At 71.3% G+C, this 17,425-nt stretch carries 20 protein-coding genes; 16 read left to right on the forward strand and 4 right to left on the reverse strand.

From position 1 onward, the window contains the following. Positions 1-94: 94 nt before the first annotated feature. From pdhA to ABD946_RS39500, 4 genes are all read left to right on the forward strand, one after another. Positions 95-1,234: a pyruvate dehydrogenase (acetyl-transferring) E1 component subunit alpha gene (gene pdhA / locus ABD946_RS39485; RefSeq protein ID WP_380149518.1), complete on the forward strand. Its 1,140-nt coding sequence runs from the start codon at positions 95-97 to the stop codon at positions 1,232-1,234. Next, entirely contained in the window at positions 1,231-2,232 is a 1,002-nt protein-coding gene (locus ABD946_RS39490; RefSeq protein ID WP_345288873.1) for an alpha-ketoacid dehydrogenase subunit beta, read from the forward strand. Before pdhA ends, ABD946_RS39490 begins: the two co-directional genes overlap by 4 nt. A gap of 7 nt (positions 2,233-2,239) precedes the next feature. Further along, a complete protein-coding gene (locus ABD946_RS39495) occupies positions 2,240-3,529 on the forward strand; it encodes a dihydrolipoamide acetyltransferase family protein (protein ID WP_345288914.1) in 1,290 nt (429 codons plus the stop codon). 278 nt (positions 3,530-3,807) lie between these two features. Further along, a complete protein-coding gene (locus tag ABD946_RS39500; protein ID WP_345288874.1) occupies positions 3,808-5,238 on the forward strand; it encodes a globin domain-containing protein in 1,431 nt (476 codons plus the stop codon). Positions 5,239-5,254: 16 nt separating this feature from the next. Here ABD946_RS39500 and ABD946_RS39505 read toward each other — a convergent pair whose 3' ends face one another. After that, positions 5,255-5,794, reverse strand: coding sequence for an NUDIX domain-containing protein (locus ABD946_RS39505; RefSeq protein ID WP_345288876.1), 540 nt, complete (start codon positions 5,792-5,794; stop codon positions 5,255-5,257). A 343-nt stretch (positions 5,795-6,137) separates the two neighbouring features. On the opposite strand from ABD946_RS39505, the gene ABD946_RS39510 reads away from it, so the two are divergent. Continuing rightward, a complete protein-coding gene (locus ABD946_RS39510) occupies positions 6,138-6,944 on the forward strand; it encodes an IclR family transcriptional regulator (protein WP_345288877.1) in 807 nt (268 codons plus the stop codon). Positions 6,945-7,121: 177 nt separating this feature from the next. After that, the gene (locus ABD946_RS39515; protein ID WP_345288878.1) at positions 7,122-7,547 is read left to right on the forward strand and encodes an SsgA family sporulation/cell division regulator; all 426 of its coding nucleotides are present in this window, start codon (positions 7,122-7,124) and stop codon (positions 7,545-7,547) included. 72 nt (positions 7,548-7,619) lie between these two features. Here the strand turns inward: ABD946_RS39515 and ABD946_RS39520 are convergent, their stop codons facing one another. After that, positions 7,620-7,997 carry a phage holin family protein gene (locus tag ABD946_RS39520; RefSeq protein ID WP_345288879.1) on the reverse strand — a complete coding sequence of 126 codons (378 nt, stop codon included), beginning with the start codon at positions 7,995-7,997 and terminating at the stop codon, positions 7,620-7,622. 89 nt (positions 7,998-8,086) lie between these two features. Here ABD946_RS39520 and ABD946_RS39525 point away from each other — a divergent pair, with 89 nt between their 5' ends. The 4 genes from ABD946_RS39525 to thiC all read left to right on the forward strand — a co-directional run bounded on the left by ABD946_RS39525 (position 8,087) and on the right by thiC (position 11,655). After that, positions 8,087-8,404: a cupin domain-containing protein gene (locus tag ABD946_RS39525; protein ID WP_345288880.1), complete on the forward strand. Its 318-nt coding sequence runs from the start codon at positions 8,087-8,089 to the stop codon at positions 8,402-8,404. A 67-nt stretch (positions 8,405-8,471) separates the two neighbouring features. Next, the gene (gene tenA, locus ABD946_RS39530; RefSeq protein WP_345288881.1) at positions 8,472-9,134 is read left to right on the forward strand and encodes a thiaminase II; all 663 of its coding nucleotides are present in this window, start codon (positions 8,472-8,474) and stop codon (positions 9,132-9,134) included. A 170-nt stretch (positions 9,135-9,304) separates the two neighbouring features. Further along, positions 9,305-9,505, forward strand: a complete 201-nt coding sequence (locus tag ABD946_RS39535; protein WP_345288883.1) for a DUF5326 family protein — start codon at positions 9,305-9,307, stop codon at positions 9,503-9,505. Between the two features lie 329 nt (positions 9,506-9,834). Further along, the gene (gene thiC / locus ABD946_RS39540) at positions 9,835-11,655 is read left to right on the forward strand and encodes a phosphomethylpyrimidine synthase ThiC (protein ID WP_345288884.1); all 1,821 of its coding nucleotides are present in this window, start codon (positions 9,835-9,837) and stop codon (positions 11,653-11,655) included. 65 nt (positions 11,656-11,720) lie between these two features. On the opposite strand, the gene ABD946_RS39545 is transcribed toward thiC, so the two are convergent. After that, positions 11,721-12,023 carry a hypothetical protein gene (locus tag ABD946_RS39545; protein ID WP_345288885.1) on the reverse strand — a complete coding sequence of 101 codons (303 nt, stop codon included), beginning with the start codon at positions 12,021-12,023 and terminating at the stop codon, positions 11,721-11,723. Next, positions 12,020-13,201 (reverse strand): NsdA family TPR-like regulatory protein, encoded by a 1,182-nt coding sequence (locus ABD946_RS39550; protein ID WP_345288886.1) that lies wholly within the window; start codon positions 13,199-13,201, stop codon positions 12,020-12,022. Before ABD946_RS39550 ends, ABD946_RS39545 begins: the two co-directional genes overlap by 4 nt. A gap of 212 nt (positions 13,202-13,413) precedes the next feature. Between ABD946_RS39550 and ABD946_RS39555 the strand changes: the two genes are divergently transcribed. From ABD946_RS39555 to ABD946_RS39580, 6 genes are all read left to right on the forward strand, one after another. Beyond that, a complete protein-coding gene (locus ABD946_RS39555; RefSeq protein WP_345288887.1) occupies positions 13,414-13,872 on the forward strand; it encodes an ATP-binding protein in 459 nt (152 codons plus the stop codon). Then, positions 13,869-14,075, forward strand: coding sequence for a hypothetical protein (locus ABD946_RS39560; RefSeq protein ID WP_345288888.1), 207 nt, complete (start codon positions 13,869-13,871; stop codon positions 14,073-14,075). The genes ABD946_RS39555 and ABD946_RS39560 overlap by 4 nt, the downstream gene beginning before the upstream one ends. Positions 14,076-14,194: 119 nt before the next feature. After that, positions 14,195-14,323 (forward strand): albusnodin family lasso peptide, encoded by a 129-nt coding sequence (locus ABD946_RS39565; protein ID WP_345288890.1) that lies wholly within the window; start codon positions 14,195-14,197, stop codon positions 14,321-14,323. Between the two features lie 76 nt (positions 14,324-14,399). Then, positions 14,400-16,097 (forward strand): albusnodin/ikarugamycin family macrolactam cyclase, encoded by a 1,698-nt coding sequence (locus ABD946_RS39570; protein ID WP_345288891.1) that lies wholly within the window; start codon positions 14,400-14,402, stop codon positions 16,095-16,097. Beyond that, positions 16,079-16,789: a lasso peptide biosynthesis B2 protein gene (locus ABD946_RS39575; RefSeq protein WP_345288892.1), complete on the forward strand. Its 711-nt coding sequence runs from the start codon at positions 16,079-16,081 to the stop codon at positions 16,787-16,789. The genes ABD946_RS39570 and ABD946_RS39575 overlap by 19 nt, the downstream gene beginning before the upstream one ends. Further along, on the forward strand, positions 16,728-17,282 hold the full coding sequence (locus tag ABD946_RS39580; RefSeq protein ID WP_345288893.1) for a GNAT family N-acetyltransferase: 555 nt from the start codon (positions 16,728-16,730) through the stop codon (positions 17,280-17,282). Before ABD946_RS39575 ends, ABD946_RS39580 begins: the two co-directional genes overlap by 62 nt. The last annotated feature ends 143 nt before the right edge of the window (positions 17,283-17,425 follow it).

Genomic DNA, 17,425 nt, shown 5'->3' on the forward strand with positions numbered 1-17,425 from the left:
GGGCGCTCCGGCGACCAGCCCTGCCACCCCTCGTGCACCACCGGCATGACCCCGCCCCTGCCGCACCCTCCCCCACCCTCTGGAGGTGCCCGAGATGACCGTTCTCGACCACCGACACCTGGCCGGCGACGTGCCCGGCTGGCGCCCCGGCGCCTCCGGCCCGCGGATCGACCCGGCTCCGCTGCTGCCGGACCACGAGCCCTACCGGATGCTGGGCACCCCGGCCGCCGAGAAGGCCGAGCCGCTGCTGCTCACCGAGCTCTACCGCCGCCTGGTCGCGGGCCGCCGCTACAACCAGCAGGCCACCACGCTGACCAAGCAGGGCCGGCTCGCGGTCTACCCGGCCTCCACCGGCCAGGAGGCCTGCCAGGTGGCCGCCGCGCTGGCGCTCCGTCAGGACGACTGGCTCTTCCCCAGCTACCGGGACACCCTGGCCGTGGTCAGCCGGGGCGTCGACCCGCTGGAGGCGCTCACCCTGCTGCGCGGCAACGCGCACACCGGCTACGACCCCCGGGCCACCCGCACCGCCCCGCTCTCCACCCCGCTCGCCACCCAGGCCCCGCACGCGGTCGGCCTGGCGCACGCGGCCCGGCTGCGCGGCGACGACACCGTCGCGCTGGCCATGCTCGGCGACGGCGGCACCAGCGAGGGCGACTTCCACGAGGCGCTGAACTTCGCCGCCGTGCTGAACGCCCCGGTGGTCTTCCTGGTGCAGAACAACGGCTACGCCATCTCCGTCCCGCTCACCCGGCAGTCAGCCGCGCCCAGCCTGGCCCACAAGGCCGTCGGCTACGGCCTGCCCGGCCGGCTGGTGGACGGCAACGACGCGCTGGCCATGCACACCGTGCTCACCGAGGCGGTCGAGCGGGCCCGCTCCGGCGGCGGCCCGACCCTGGTCGAGGCGGTCACCTACCGGATCGAGGCGCACACCAACGCCGACGACGCCACCCGGTACCGCGAGGAGGAGGAGATCGCCGCCTGGCGGGACCACGATCCGATCCTGCTGATCGAGCGTCAGCTCCGCGAGGCCGGCCTGATGGAGGACGCGCTGGCCCGGGACGCCGCCGAGGCCGCCGAGGCGCTGGCCGCCCGGATGCGCAGCGAGTTCCACGCCGACGCGACGCTCGACCCGATGTCGCTGTTCGCCCACGTCTACGCCGAGCCCACCCAGCAACTGCGGGAGCAGGCCGATCAGTTGGCCGCCGAGCTGGCCGCCGAGGAGCACTCTCGATGACCACCGCCACCACCACCGGTGCCCAGACCCGCACCATGGCCCAGGCGCTCAACACCGCACTGCGGGACGCCATGCGCGAGGACCCGACGGTGCACGTGCTGGGCGAGGACGTCGGTCAGCTCGGCGGCGTCTTCCGGATCACCGACGGCCTGACCGCCGAGTTCGGCCCGGACCGCTGCCTGGACACCCCGCTGGCCGAGGCCGGCATCCTGGGCACCGCCGTCGGCATGGCGATGTACGGGCTGCGCCCGGTGGTCGAGATGCAGTTCGACGCCTTCGCCTACCCGGCGATGGAGCAGCTGTTCTCGCACGTCGCCAAGATGCGCAACCGCACCGCCGGGAAGCTCCCGCTGCCGATCACCATCCGCATCCCGTACGGCGGCGGCATCGGCGGGGTCGAGCACCACAGCGACTCCTCCGAGGCGTACTACGCCCACACCCCCGGCCTGCACGTGGTCACCCCGGCCACCGTGGCCGACTCCTACGGGCTGCTCCGCGAGGCCATCGCCTCCGACGATCCGGTGGTCTTCCTGGAGCCCAAGCGGCTCTACTGGGGCAAGGACCGGCTGGACACCGCCGCCGCGGTGGAGCCGATCGGCCGCGCGGTGCTGCGCCGCCCCGGCACCTCGGCGGTGCTGGTGACCTACGGGCCCTCGCTGCCGGTCTGCCTGGAGGCGGCCGAGGCGGCGAAGGCCGAGGGCTGGGACCTGGCGGTGCTGGACCTGCGCTCGCTGGTGCCCTTCGACGAGGCGACGGCCTGTCAGGTGGTGCGCTCGCTCGGGCGGGCGGTCGTGGTGCACGAGGCCTCCGGCTTCGGCGGCGCCGGGGCGGAGATCGCCGCGCGGCTGACCGAGAAGTGCTTCCACCACCTGGCGGCCCCGGTGCTCCGGGTGACCGGCTTCGACATCCCGTACCCGCCGCCGATGCTGGAGCACCACCACCTGCCGGGTGTGGACCGCATCCTCGACGCGGTGGCGCGGCTGCAGTGGGAGGACTGACCAGATGATGCCGGTGGTGCGCGAGTTCACCCTGCCCGACCTGGGCGAGGGGCTGACCGGGGCCGAGGTGGTCCGCTGGCTGGTGGAGGTCGGCGAGGTGATCGCCGTGGACCAGCCCGTGGTGGAGGTGGAGACCGCCAAGGCGGTGGTCGAGGTGCCCTGCCCGTACGGCGGGGTGGTGACGGCCCGGTTCGGTGCCGAGGGCGAGGAGATTCCGGTCGGGGCCCCGCTGGTGACGGTCGCGGTGGCGCCGGGCGAGGGCCCGCAGCCGCTGGCCGAGCAGGAGCCGGCGGTGGAGCGGCCGTTGGTCGGGTACGGGGTGGCCGAGCGGCCGGCCGGTGCGCGGCGGGCCCGGGTCGGTGCGGGCGCGCGGAGCGCGGCTCCGGCCGCTGCGGTGGTGTCCGCCGCTCCGGTGGTGCCCGTGGCTCCCGTGGTCCCCGTGGCGCCCGCCGTCGTGGCGGTGATCTCGCCGCTGGTGCGGAGGATCGCCCGCGAGCACGACCTGGACCTGCGGACGGTGGCCGGCTCCGGCCCGGACGGGCTGATCCTGCGGCGGGACGTGGAGCGGGTGCTGACCGCTCCCGCCGCCCCGGTGGCGGCCCCGGTGGCCGAGGGCGTCGTCCCGCTGCGCGGGCTGCGCAAGGCGGTGGCCGAGAAGCTGACCCGCAGTCACCGGGAGATCCCCGCCGCGACCTGCTGGGTGGACGCCGACGCCACCGCCCTGATGGAGCTGCGGGCCGAGCTCAACCGGGCGGCCGGGCCGAAGATCAGCGTGCTGGCCCTGCTGGCCCGGATCTCCACCGCCGCGCTGGCCCGCTTCCCCGAGCTCAACTCCAGCGTGACGCCCGACGGTTCCGGCATCGTCCGGCACACCGCCGTGCACCTGGGCTTCGCCGCGCAGAGCGAGCGCGGTCTGGTGGTGCCGGTGGTGAGGGACGCGCACGCGCTCGGGACGGAGCACCTCGGTGCGGAGCTCGCACGGTTGACCGAGGCGGCCCGGGAGGGCCGGATCACCCCGGCGGAGCTGACCGGGGGCACCTTCACCCTCAACAACTACGGGGTCTTCGGAGTGGACGGCTCCACGCCGATCCTCAACCACCCGGAGGCGGCGATGCTCGGCGTCGGCCGCATCACGCCCAAACCCTGGGTCCACCAAGGGGAGTTGGCGGTCCGTCAGGTCACCCAGCTCTCCTTCACCTTCGACCACCGGGTCTGCGACGGCGGTACGGCGGGCGGCTTCCTGCGGTTCGTCGCGGACTGCGTGGAGCAGCCCGGGACGCTGCTGCGGCAGCTGTGACGGCCGCTGTGGGCGCGGGAGGGTAGCGCTTCGGGGGCCTTGTGTCCGGGCTTCCGAGGATTTGTCGGATGAGCTTCACGGTCGTGCCACGCTGCTGAGCCTCAGCAACTGGCACGACCGGAAGCGAAACGATTCTCTTGGGCACTCGTCAAATCGCGGTGAAGACAGCCCCGTTGAGGGTCCGGGCGGGGCGCGGCTCGGTCGCGGTGGCCGCCGTACCGGGCATGCCGGAGACGGAACCGGAGCCACCCGCACGGGTGGTGGAGCCGGTCGTTCCGGTGGAGCCGGAACCCCTGGCCGTGGTGGAGCCGGTCGTCCCGGTGGGGCCGGAAGCCCCCACCGTGGTGGAGCCGGAAGCCCCCGTCGTGGTGGAGCCGGCGGCCCTGGTGATCCCGCCGCGGCCGGTGCACCCGCCGGCGGTGCCGGCCGTGGCGCCCTCCCCGGTGGAGCCGCTGTTCCCGCAGGCCCCGGGCCTCAACTGGGCCGGGCCGGGCGACCACTGGAGCCGGGCCTGGGCGATGGACACCCTGGGCGGCGTCGCCCCGCAGGCGCCGGCCGCCGAGCCCCCGGCCGGTGCGGGGGACCCGCCGACCGCGCGGGACGTCGAACTGATCCGGGCCAGCCTGGCGGTGGTGGAGCCGCTCGCCGACCGGGCCACCGCGCACTTCTACGCGCTGATCTTCGTGCACCACCCCGAGGTCCGGGCGCTCTTCCCGGCCGCCATGGACGTCCAGCGGGACCGGCTGTTCCGCTCGCTGCTGATGGCCGCCCGGAGTGCGGACGACCTGCCGGGCCTGACCGCCTACCTGACCCGGCTGGGCCAGGGGCACCGCAAGTACGGCACCCTGACGGGCCACTACGCCCCGGTCGGTGAGTGCCTGGTGGCGGCGCTGGCCAAGTACTGCGGCCCGAAGTGGGACGCGGAGACCGAGCTGGCCTGGCGCCGGGTCTACGGCCTGGTCGCCACCGTGATGTCGGAGGCGGCCGAGGCGGCGGCCCGCACCTCCCCGCCGTGGTGGCAGGCCGAGGTGGTGGGCCACCGGATGCGCACGTCGGACGTGGCGGAGCTGACGCTCCGTCCGGACCAGGCGTACCCGTACCGGGCCGGGCAGTACACCACCCTGGAGACGCCCTGGTGGCCCCGGGTCTGGCGGCCGTTCTCCTTCGCCACCGCGCCCCGGCCGGACGGGCTGCTGACCCTGCACGTCAAGGCGGTGCAGGCGGGCTGGGTGAGCAACGCGCTGGTGCACCGGGCCGCGCCGGGCGACGTGCTGCGGCTCGGCCCGGCGGCCGGGTCGATGCTGCTGGACCAGGGGGACGGGGCCGACCTGGTCTGCCTGGGCGGCGGCACCGGGATCGCCCCGGTCACCGCGCTGGTGGAGGAGCTGGTCGAGCGCGGCGGGGGCCGGCGGACGGTGGACGTCTTCTACGGCGCCCGCCGGCAGGACGGCCTGTACGAGCTGGACCGGCTGCGCGAACTGGCCGCCGGGAACCCGTGGCTGACGGTGCATCCGGTGGTCTCCGAGGAGCAGGCCGTCGGTCTGCTGGCGGGGGAGCTGCCGGACGCGGTCTCCCGCTACGGCAGCTGGGCCGGCCGGGACGCGTACCTGAGCGGCCCGGCGGCCATGGTCCGCCGGGGCGCGCGGGCGCTGGCCCGGGCCGGGGTGGCGCCGGGCCGGGTCTTCCACGACCTGGGCGAGGAGGCCTGAGGTGGCTGGCCGCCCGTCAGTGCCGTTCGGCGGCGCCCAGGTCCGGGGCGAGCAGGGCCCGGACGCCCTCCACGTTGGCCGCCAGGTAGGCGCGCAGGCTGGGCGGGACGACGTTCACCGAGGTGACGCCCTCGCGGGTGAAGGGCAGCCGGACGATCTCGTACTCGCCCCGGGGTTCGTCCACCTCGGGGCCGTGGCGGCGGGACGGGTCCATCGCGGTGAGCCGGCAGACGAAGAAGTGCTGGACCTTGACGCCGTGGGGGTGGGCCGGTGAGCCGTCCTCGTGGTGGGAGTGGGCGACCGTGTCCACGAAGGCGGGCACCACGCCCTCGACCTTGCCCCCGAGCTCCTCGTCCACCTCCCGGTGCAGGGCGGCCACCACGGTGCGGTCGGTGTCCTCCACCCCTCCGCCCGGCGTGATCCAGTACGGCCGGGCGCCGGGCCTGGTCCGCTTGATCAGCACGATCGAGGCCGGGCGGTGCGGATCGTCCGGGTCCAGCTCCAGCAGGATCGCCCGCGCGGTGCGCTTCACCACGGGACGGACGGGGCCGGTCATGACCACCTCCGGGAGGGGAGCGTTGTGGCTGAGTCTCCCGCCACCGACCACCGGTGAAACTCGTACGGACGGACGAACGGGACGGCCCGGTTCCGCCGAACGGTTGATTCGGCGTGCCCGGGCGCTTCGGGGCCGCAGCGGGCAGTCAGGCCCTTTGGATCTTCGATAGCAAGGCGGGCGCCGGAGATGCTCCTACCGGAGAGTCACATTCCGCTGGGGGTGCCTTGGATTCGAAGGTCAAAAGCCGACATTGCTCACCGGAATGATTGCAGGCATGGGCGCCCTGTGCTGCAATGAGCGCCATTCGGGCACAACTGCACTGAAACCGGGCAGGGGGCAGGGCATGACAGTGGATCAGATCACGGACGCCGCACGGAGCATACGGGGCGCCGGGTCAGCGACCGGGGGCACCCGGGAGCCGACCCTGATCGCCTCCGTCCAGCGGGCGCTGCGGCTGCTGGAGGCCGTCGGCGAGTACCGCGAGGGCGCCACCGCCAAGCAGCTGGCCCGCGCGGCCGGGCTGCCGCTGGGCACCACGTACCACCTGCTCCGCACCCTGACCCACGAGGGCTACCTGTGCCGGGTGGCCGGCCGGTTCTTCTACGGCGCCTCGGCGGACGGCATCGGCCGGGACGGCGTCCGGCGGGCCGACCGGGCCGACCTGCGCGGCCGGATGGAACAGATCGGCCAGGAGCTGGACACCGCCGTCTACTACGCCGTCTACGAGGACGGCGAGGTCAGGGTGGTCGACGTGGTCGACGCCCCGGCCCGGCCCGCGGTCGAGGAGGTGGCCGACTTCAAGGTCAGCGCCAACGCCCACGCGGTCGGCCAGTGCCTGCTCTCCCAGCTCGGCGAGGAGGACCGCCAGGACCACTTCAGCCGCCACCCGCCGGTCGGGCTCACCCCGTCCACCCTCACCGACCGCACCCTGCTGCTCCGCCGCCTGGCCGCGGCCGAGCCCAGCAGGCCGGTGCTGGAGCGTCAGCAGTACGCGCTCGGCACGGTCTGCGCCGCCGTCCCGATCACCGTCGGCTCGGCCGTCGCCACCATGGCGATCTCCCTCCCGGCGGCCCGCGCCGGGGAGTTGGCCGCGAAGGCCGAGCGGCTCCGTTCGCTGGTCGGGGCGATGTCCCCCTCGTTCGTCCACTGACCCCCTCGGGTGTGTCCGCTCACCATTTGAAAAAGCGCGTCTTGTCCAATTCGTCCCCAAAGCACCACGATGGACCCGGATGGGGACCTTGAGGACCACGACATCGAATCGCATGCCCGGCCAACCGGCGGTCCCCCTCAGCCACCGGACACCGGGCAGAACGAGAGGTACTGGCGCATGCACAGCACGGTCCAGGGCCACGTGGTGATGAACCTCGTGGTCTCGCACGAGCTCTCCTTCCGCATCGTGGTCGACCTCGACTACGACCCCGTGGACCCCTTCGCGGTCCGGTTCACCTTCCACCTCCCCGGTGACGCCCCGGTCACCTGGTACTTCGCCCGCGAGCTGCTGCTGGACGGCATCAGCCGCCCGACCGGCGAGGGGGACGTGCACATCCACCCCGTGGGCGAGGAGCTCTCCGAGGTCTGCATCGTGCTGCACTCCCCGGACGGCGACGCCCGTCTGGTCGCCTCGGCCCCGCCGCTGATCGCCTTCCTGGCCCGGACCGACCGGCTGGTGCCGATGGGCCAGGAGCCGACCGGCAGCGAGCTGGACGAGGAGCTGGCCGCGATCCTGGCCAAGGGCTGCGAGAACCTCGGCTGACGCCGCTGCTCCCGACGGCACGAAGGGCCCACCGCCTCGCCGGCGGTGGGCCCTCGTGCGTCCGGCGGCGCGTCAGTCGTCGTCGCCGAAGGCCAGGTTGAGGCCCCAGGAGACCAGGCTGATGATCAGCGAGCCGAGCAGCGCGGCCCAGAACCCGTCCACGTGGAAGTCCAGGCTCAGCTTGTCCGAGGCCCAGGAGGTCAGCCAGAGCATCAGGGCGTTGATCACGAAGGTGATCAGCCCCAGGGTGAGGATGAACAGCGGCAGCGAGAACAGCTTGACCAGCGGCTTGATCAGGAAGTTCACCACCCCGAAGACCAGGGCGACCAGGATCACCGTCACGGTCTTGCTCTGCCAGTCGTCCCCGGACAGCGTGATGCCGGACACGATCCAGGCGGCCACCCAGATGGCGGCCGCGTTGATCAGCGTCTTGATGACGAAGTTCTTCATGGTCCCGAGCCTGGCAGGCCGCCGGGCCGTGCGGAAGCTCTCCGGCCGCATGTTGTTCAATGTGGCCATCACAACAGGAGGGTGGCCCCGTGAAGGTCTTCCGGCTGGACCGGCTCGACGCCGAGCGCACCGAGGGCGGCGGCGCCTACCTGCGCTTCCTGAAGGAGCGTCACATGTCCGCCGGGCTCTACGCGCTCTCCCCCGGCGAGACCGACACCCAGACCGCGCACGCCCAGGACGAGCTCTACCAGGTGATCAGCGGCCGGGCCGAGCTCACGGTCGGCGGCGAGACCACCACCGTCGGCCGGGGCAGCGTGGTCTACGTCCCGGCCGGGACGCCGCACCGCTTCCACCACGTCACCGAGGAGCTCCGGGTGCTGGTGGTGTTCTCCCCGCCGGAGGACTGACGGGCCGTCCGGAACGCTCCGGGTAGGGTCGGCCGAGGCCCGACCCCGTACGGCAGGAGCAGCAGCGATGACCTTCACCGAGGACCTCTGGTCGGCGATCGAGCCGATCCACGCCGAGATCCTGGCGCACCCCTTCATCTCCGGACTGACCGACGGCACCCTGCCGCGGGACGCCTTCCGCCACTTCGTGGTCCAGGACTCGCACTACCTGCGGGACTACGCCCGGGCGCTGGCCGTCTGCGCCGCCAAGGCCCCCGACGAGGAGGGCGTGCGGGCCTTCGCCGCCGACGCGGTCGGCGCCATCGCCGCCGAGCAGGAGATGCACGCCGACTTCCTCTCCGCCTTCGGCGAGCGCGCCGAGGAGGCCGCCGCCGAGCCGGTCCTGCCCACCACCCGGGCCTACACCAGCTACCTGCTGGCCACCGTCTACGGCGGCTCCTTCGCCGAGGCGGTCGGCGCGGTGCTCCCCTGCTACTGGATCTACGCCCGGGTCGGCGAGCAGCTGCTCGCCTCCTCCTCCCCCGACCCGCTCTACGCCAAGTGGATCGCCACCTACGGGGACGAGGCCTTCCAGTCCGTGGTCCGCCGGGTGCTGGAGCTGACGGACCGTCTGGGCGAGCAGCTCGCCCCGGCCGAGCGGGCCCGGGTGGTGGAGCACTTCGTGACCACCTCGCGCTACGAGTGGATGTTCTGGGACGCCGCCTGGCGTCGGGAGACCTGGCCGGTCTGAGCCCTCCCCGGGTAGGGGGTCGTCCCTCCCGGACCTAGGGGGCATCTCCGGGTTCTCTCCGGGCTCGAACCCCTCGGAAGCAGTGCTCCGGCCCGGTACGTTCTAAGTATCGAAGCAACGGGACGCGACGGACCAGCCGTCACCGGCCCGAGGGGAGAGAAGGAACGGACATGGCTGAGCTCTGGAAGTCGCTGCCCTCGTGGGTGCGCAACATCGTCGTCCCGATCGTCGCGGTGATCCTCGCCTGGAACCTGATCTTGTTCGTCGTCGGTGCGGTGACCTCGCTGCTCGCCTTCCTGTTCAAGGCACTGGTGGTGGTCGGCGTCGCGGCCGGCGTGGTGATCCTGGTGAAGAAGGCCGCCAAGAGCTGACGGCGGCGCGAACCCGGAACGGCCCGGCCCCGCACGGGGGCCGGGCCGTTCGCCGTGCGGGGCGGAAGTGACGGAAGGCGTCCGGGGAGACGCCGTGACGCCCCTGACCTGTCCGCATGCCGAACAGACCGTCAGGTCCGCTCTGGACCATCCGGGACCTGACCGCTACGGTGATGGACGTCTTGTTGCAGGCAAACCGCCTGTGGACACGGGAGCTCGGAGCACCGGGCTGAGAGGGCGCTGAAAGGTACGTGCGAGCCGCGTACCGACCGCTGCGTCGACCGCAGGAACCTGACCGGGTAATGCCGGCGTAGGGAGATAGAGGTCTCATGACCACGTTCGACGCACAGCAGAAGTCTGCCCCGGCCCAGGTGGAGAGCGCGGTCACCAGCGCCACCACCGGCTACCCGACCCCGGCATGGCGCAAGGCCTACCGCGACGGATCCCGCCCCGACCTGCGGGTGCCGTTCAAGGAGGTCGTCCTCACCAACGGCAAGTCCGTTCCGCTGTACGACACCTCGGGTCCGTACACCGACCCCTCCTACCAGCCCGACGTGCGCCGGGGCCTGCCCGCGCTGCGCGACGCGTGGATCCGCCAGCGCGGCGACGTCGAGGAGTACGAGGGCCGCGAGGCCCGCCCGGAGGACGACGGCATCAAGCACACCTCGCCGCGCGGCGGGAACCTGCGGAACCTGGACGCGGTCTTCCCCGGCCGCCCGCGCCGCCCGCTGCGCGGGCGCGAGGGCGTCGCGGTGACCCAACTCGCCTACGCGAAGCGGGGGATCGTCACCCCGGAGATGGAGTTCGTGGCGCTGCGGGAGGGCATGGACCCGGAGTACGTCCGCTCCGAGGTGGCCCGCGGCCGCGCGGTCATCCCGCTGAACGTGAACCACCCCGAGGTGGAGCCGTCGATCATCGGCACCAACTTCCTGGTGAAGATCAACGCCAACATCGGCAACTCCGCCGTCACCTCCTCGATCGAGGAGGAGGTGGAGAAGATGACCTGGGCCACCCGCTGGGGCGCCGACACCGTCATGGACCTCTCCACCGGGCGGAACATCCACACCACCCGCGAGTGGATCCTGCGCAACTCGCCGGTGCCGATCGGCACCGTGCCGCTGTACCAGGCGCTGGAGAAGGTGGACGGCAAGGCCGAGGAGCTGAACTGGGAGGTCTACCGGGACACGATCATCGAGCAGTGCGAGCAGGGCGTGGACTACATGACGGTGCACGCCGGCGTGCTGCTCCGCTACGTCCCCCTGACGGCCCGTCGGAAGACCGGCATCGTCTCGCGCGGCGGCTCGATCATGGCGGCCTGGTGCCTGGCGCACCACCAGGAGAACTTCCTCTACACCAACTTCGAGGAGCTCTGCGACATCCTGGCCCGCTACGACGTCACCTTCTCGCTGGGTGACGGCCTGCGGCCGGGCTCCACCGCGGACGCCAACGACGAGGCGCAGTTCGCCGAGCTGCAGACCCTCGGCGAGCTGGGCCGGATCGCCCGCGAGCGGGACGTCCAGGTGATGATCGAGGGCCCCGGCCACGTCGCGATGAACAAGATCAAGGAGAACATGGATCTCCAGAAGGAGATCTGCGACGAGGCGCCGTTCTACACCCTCGGCCCGCTCACCACGGACGTGGCCCCCGGCTACGACCACATCACCTCGGGCATCGGCGCGGCCATGATCGCCTGGTGGGGCACCGCGATGCTCTGCTACGTCACGCCCAAGGAGCACCTGGGCCTGCCCAACCGGGACGACGTCAAGACCGGCGTGATCACCTACAAGATCGCCGCCCACGCCGCCGACCTGGCCAAGGGCCACCCCGGCGCCTCCGCCTGGGACGACGCGCTCTCCGACGCCCGCTTCGAGTTCCGCTGGGAGGACCAGTTCAACCTGGCCCTCGACCCGGAGACGGCCCGCGCCTTCCACGACGAGACGCTGCCCGCCGAGCCGGCCAAGACCGCGCACTTCTGCTCCATGTGCGGCCCGAAGTTCTGCTCGATGAAGATTAGTAAAAGCATCACAGAGCTTTACGGCGACAAGGCCGTGAACACCGAGTACGACGCCGAGGCCCTGGCGGGCATGCAGGCCAAGTCCGAGGAGTTCGCGGAGCACGGCAACCGGGTCTACCTCCCTTTGGCTGACTGAGCCCCACTGACAGCATCGGCCCGCGTCTGAGAGGGGGAGACGCGGGCCGATGCGTTCGGCTGTTGTCAGGCGTCCCACGCGCTCACGATCGGCTCCGGCCACTCCTCGGCCGTCGCTGCGAGGTCCGCTGGCAGTAGCGCGAGCAACAGGGACCGGCTGTCGGCAACGGCCTTCAACGCGGCCTCTTCGGCCTCGTCCTTGGTGTCGAACATGCCCTCACCCACAGTCTCATTGTGGGGTGGCTGGCCGACCTCGCCGACCCACTGTGACGCACCCGGCCACACCCGGACATGGGTCAGCCGGGAAGGCTCCGGCAGGCCGGTGACGCCACGGGCGGCGGCTTCCTTGATCACGTCTTCGATGGTCATGTTTGGACTCTCCTCATCTCTGCCAGTGCGGCATCCAGTCGTGCGGAGCGGACCACGGTGGAAAGGTCAGTTGCGATGCGGGCGTAGTGCTCGGCCTCCTCCTGGGCACCCTGGCGGTAAAGCACGGTGGCCAGTTGGGCGGTGTCGATCGCCTTCGAGCGGGCCCGGTTGGAGGTCTGCGAGTCCACTGCCCGGCGGAGCCGGGACACCAGATCGGAGACAGGACGCCCGGTGACCGTGGCGAGCAGGTAGAGGGCGTGTCCGGTCTCCCCGTGCAGCTTGTGCTGGGTGAAGTACCACATCCAGCGTGGTTCGCTGTGAAGGTCGATAACGCGGCTGTAGATCGACTCGGCAAGGCTGATCTGTCGCATCACCTCCGCCTCGTCGCCCTGGATGGCGTACGCCTGGGCCTTCACCGCCGCGATCATTGCGAGTGCTGATAGGGGCACGTTTCCCATCGCCATGTCGGCCAGGGCGACGGCGTCCTTCGGCCTCCGTTCGGCGATCTCCTGGCGGGCGAGGCCAGTTGCGACGTGGCACAACAGGCCGTCGTCGCCGGCCTCTTGGGCGGCCTTGATGCCGAGCCCGAAGGTGCTGCGAGCGGGAGCGCTCTGCCCAGCGTCGAACGCTGACCAGGCGGCCAGATCAGCGAGGTTGGCAATCTGACCACAGAGCCGGTCACGGACACGCGGCCCCATGGAGGACTTGGTCAGGTCAACGGCGCTTCGCAGCTCGCCGAACGCGAGATGGCGTGTGGCGACGCCTCCGCTTCGTCGGTCCCACTCCTCAAGGGCGAAGGTCCGCTCGGCGATATCGTCAATATCCTTCAAGCCCAAGGAAGTTGGCGACGGCATCACGTCGGGCAGGATGCCTGCCAAGGAGACGGCCAAGAAGTCGCGGCGCTTCGACTCACTCACCTCCTCGCGGTCCCGCCGGGTCCGCTTTGGGAACAACCCCAGCTCTGCATTCGTGGCCACGCCGAAGACTCCGCGCAAGGCGTCGCGGACCTCCTGCTCCGGCCATGTGATCACGCCACGTTCTAATCGGCTGATCACGTTGGCGTCAATCGCCCTGTCCCGCCCGGTCGCTGCCTTGATGCGGGCGTTCACACGGGCGGCGACCTCGCCCTGGGTCCACTCTCGCCCGAGACGAAGCCGCCGTAGCGCGTCGTTGGTCATCTGAGGCCCGTCTCTGCGGTACCGCTGGTGGGAGCCAGACAGCCTAGTGAAGTGCCTAGCGTCTGCCTACAGGATCGCCCTGTCTCTACCCGAACCGCAGGCGTTTGATGGTTCTCAGTCGCCCGGGGTGATGGGCCGGTCACTCCGGCTCCGTCGGGAAGGTCCCGGGCGGCGTCACCAGTACCTGACCTGCTCGCAGACTGGAGGCCCGCATGTCCGTCAGCGTCAACGCAACGACCGTCGGCACTTCGGGCACAGCGTTCATCGAGATCCCGGTAGTGCAGCCCGATGATCTCGGGTGCCTGCTGGAACTGCCCTGCCAGCCCGAATCCGCAAGGTGCGCACGCAAGTTGGTGACCGCTGCCCTCACGGCCTGGTCCGCTGCCGAGTTGGGCGATGTGGCCGAGCTACTGGTGAGTGAGCTGGTCACCAACGCGGTCCGGCACACGGGCTGCACACGGATCGCGGTTTCGGTGAACCGGCAGAAGGCTTCGGTGTGGGTGGGTATCCGGGATTCGTCCGGCGCGCTGCCGTGCCGTACCGCCCCAACGTGGGAGGCGGAGTCCGGGTACGGCCTGGGGCTCGTGGAAACCCTCTCGTCCCGCTGGGGCGTGGCCTGGGCGCCGTTCGGCAAGTGGGTCTGGTTCGAGCTGAGGACGGCGAAGTCATGACCATCGAGCGGAACTCTGCTGGCGGCCGTCACCGCGGCGAACACCGCGATCCCGTCGGCGCGGTGCTGACTGGCTTCTGGGCGCTTGGCCACGTGGTCACCGTTCTTCTCCTCGGCACCTCGGCGGCCCAGCAGTTGGACCCTGACCACCTCGGCCCGATGCGGACGGCCCAGTCGGCTCCGGACCGCGAACCGCCGGCCTGAGCGCGGACGGACCTTAAGACTCCCTCTGGCCTCGACGACGAGACCGGGCTGGAGGGCCGCACCACCGCGGCGGGACTGGACCCGTCGCGCCCTGCGAACAGCGGAGGGAGGTGAACACCATGGAGGACTTCACCCAGCTCGACCCCGAGCCGGAGGAGGAGGTCGTCGTCCTGGGGGACGCGGCGCTCCTGACGAAGGGCAACACCAGCACCAGCGTGGAGAACAAGCGCTCCCCGTACGGCGGCTGACGCACGGCGGCGGCACCCCTATTTCCCCCGGGGGTGCCGCCGCACCCTCTCCGACCCAATCCACGGAGGTGATCACATGAGCTGGTTCGGGGGGTCTCTCACCCGGGCTGTCACGTCCCCGACGCCTGTCGGCGCGCGGGTGCTGTGGCGCGGTCCCAATGCCTGGTCTGTCGGCACTCCGGTACGGCTGGCTAAGGGTGCAGACGGGCGTCGGCTCGCTGTCTTCGGTCCGTGCGCGGCGACAGATGCGGAGTTGATCCGTCTCGTGCACTCCACGAATCCGCGGGCGCTGGACGCGGCGGCCACCTCCTGGGCGGGCGCTTACGCCCTGGTCCTCGATGACGGACACGGCATACTCACCCTGTGGGCCGATCCGGCGGGGGCATGCCCCCTCTACGTCGCCCGTACGGACGGGGAACGCTTCTGGGCATCGAGTTCGTTGGCTCTGGCCTCCCTGCTCCGTGCCGAGCCCGATGCCGCCTGGCTGGCCGCGCACCTTGCCGACCCGACGGCGTGGACGCCCGGACGCTCGGCTTGGACTGGGGTGGAGCAGGTTCCGCCGGGGCATCGTTGGACGGCCACCGCAGGTGGGGCCGCAGCCCTTGCCCCCTACTGGCGGGTGCCCGAACTCAACTGGGCAAACGCCGTACAGCGGCTGCGCAACGACCTGGCGGACGGCGTTCGTATCCGCGTCGCTGAGCAGGATGTCTCCTCGGACCTGTCCGGTGGTCTTGACTCCAGCACTCTCGCCGCCTACGCCGCCCAGCACGGTCCGGTCACCGGCATCACCTATCACCCAAAGGGCAAAGAGGCTGGCGGAGACCTCGACCACGCCCGTGCCGTTGCGAGCGCCTTCCCGACCATCCGTCACCGTTTGATGGCTCTGGGGCGGGAACACCTGCCGTTCACCGACCTTGACACGCTCACCCTCACGGATGAACCGGCACCGTCCTCCGTCACGATCGCCCAACTCCGCGCAGAATTCGGCCTGTTGACCTCAGAAGATGCCACCGTGCACCTGACCGGCGACGGCGGCGACTCCTTGTTCATGCCTCCCCCGGTGCACATGGCGGATCTTGTCCAATCGGGCCGGCTTCTTCGCCTGGCCCGTGACGCTCAGGCGTGGGCACGTCTCTACCGGTCGAGTCCCTGGCCGGTGGTGGCTGCCGCCTGGAACAACCCTGGTCAACTAGGCGGCGCGGCGGTGCCGATGCCGTGGCTCACCCACCAAACGCTCGACCTGGCAGATTCAGTCACCGCTCCGTACGGCGACGTGCTCAGCCTCGGGCACGCGGACAGCTACCTGTTGCGGGAAGCCCGGTACGTCGGCCGTACAGCCGCGACGGAGAACCAGCTCGCCGCCGCGCACGGCATCACGATGCACAACCCGTTCACGGACACCCGCATCCTGGAGTCGGTTCTCGCCACACCCGCGTCGGAACGGTGGTCCGCGCGCCGCTACAAGCCCCTGCTGGCCGATGTGGTGGCCGACCTGTTGCCCTCATCTGTCGTTCAGCGTGGAGCCAAGGGCCTGTTCGCGGTCGATCACCACCACGGGCTCCGCGCGAACCAAGGGCGCGTGCTGGACCTCGTGGACGGGCATCTGGCCGACCTCGGACTGATCCGTCCGGCGGCTCTTCGCTCGTTGTTGCGGAACGCCGTACTCGGCGTTGACATCCCGTGGGGGCTGATCGAACCCGTGCTCGGCACAGAACTCTGGCTGAGGGCCTCCGGGATGGCCGGACAGGAGATTCGATGGGAGCGAACGCCGTGACTCTGCCCTCGCCGACGAGGCACACCCGCACCGCCCTGACTGGCCGTGCGGGCGTCATCGTCAACTACCGCACCGGAGAGACCGTCGTCCTCACGGGCGACACGTTGACACGCTGGCTCGCTTCCCTGGAGCACAGCTCGGCACCGGCTCCGGTCGCCATCCGCGAGTCCAAGGTGTCATGGGGCACGAACGAGACAGCCGCCCGGCTGGAGTCGGTCAGTCCACCGCCGTGGGCCTGGCGCATGGCGGCGGCAGCGGCCTTGCTGACCACCCTCGCCGCGCGCGAAGTAGGCCGTCCTGGAAAGAGGTTCGGCCGGCTGCGCCGCCTCGCCGAAACCGGCCGTGACCTTCCAGCCGCAACCACTGCCCATGCCAGGCTCGCGCTGCTCTCGGTGCGGTGGGTCGCTCGCGTCTTCCCTGCTCGCGTCGCTTGTCTGGAGGAGTCCACCGCGGCCTCGCTCCTGCTCGCGCTCGGCGGTCGCGGAAGCGCCTGGCGCCATGGGGTGGCCACCGACCCGATACGGCTGCACGCCTGGATCTGCGACATTCACGGCCGGCCGGTAGAGGAACCCGAGCACACTGGCGACTACACGCCGATCAATGAACCGACCGACCTGAAACGAGACCCCCATGCCCGACCCGCACATCCTGCTGCCCGGCAAGCGCGTCAGCCTGGCCATGACCAGCCGTGACCACCTGCCCGACTACCACCGCTGGGAGAACGACCCTGGCACCATCCTCGGCTTCGGCACGCAGGTGACCCAGTCCTGGGAAGTCCGGGCCAGCGGCTGGGAAGCCCAGGGACGCAACCGCGACTACCCCCAGTTCGAGGTGATCACCACCGACGACAACACCCCGGTCGGCATCACCACGCTCCAGATCGACGCCGCAGTCAGGACAGCCGAGTTCGTCGTCCTCCTCGCCCCGGAGTCGCGCGGGAAGGGACTGGCCACGGAAGCGACCGCGCTGACCCTCCGCTGGGCGTTCGAGTTCGCGGCCCTGCGCATGGTCTGGCTCAAGGTCCTGGAGCCGAACGCGGCCGGTGTGGCGGCCTACCAGAAGGCCGGATTCCAGCCCGCCGGACGGCTGCGACAGTCGGGCTACTGGCTCGGCCGCCCCTGCGATGAGCTGCTGATGGACGCCACTGCCGACGACCACCTGTTCGCCTCGGCTCCGTCGGCCTGATCGTCCTCAGACCGAACGGCCACGAAGCGAAGTGGTCACCCGACTCCCGGCGGTACCTGCGCCCGCCGGGTGGCACAACCCCCGCCCCGGTGACCGCCAGGGACGGACCGGGACGACCGGGGCGGGGTCTCCCACGAGTTTCC

Origin of the sequence: Kitasatospora albolonga (assembly GCF_039535905.1) — a bacterium.
GTDB lineage: Bacteria > Actinomycetota > Actinomycetes > Streptomycetales > Streptomycetaceae > Kitasatospora > Kitasatospora albolonga.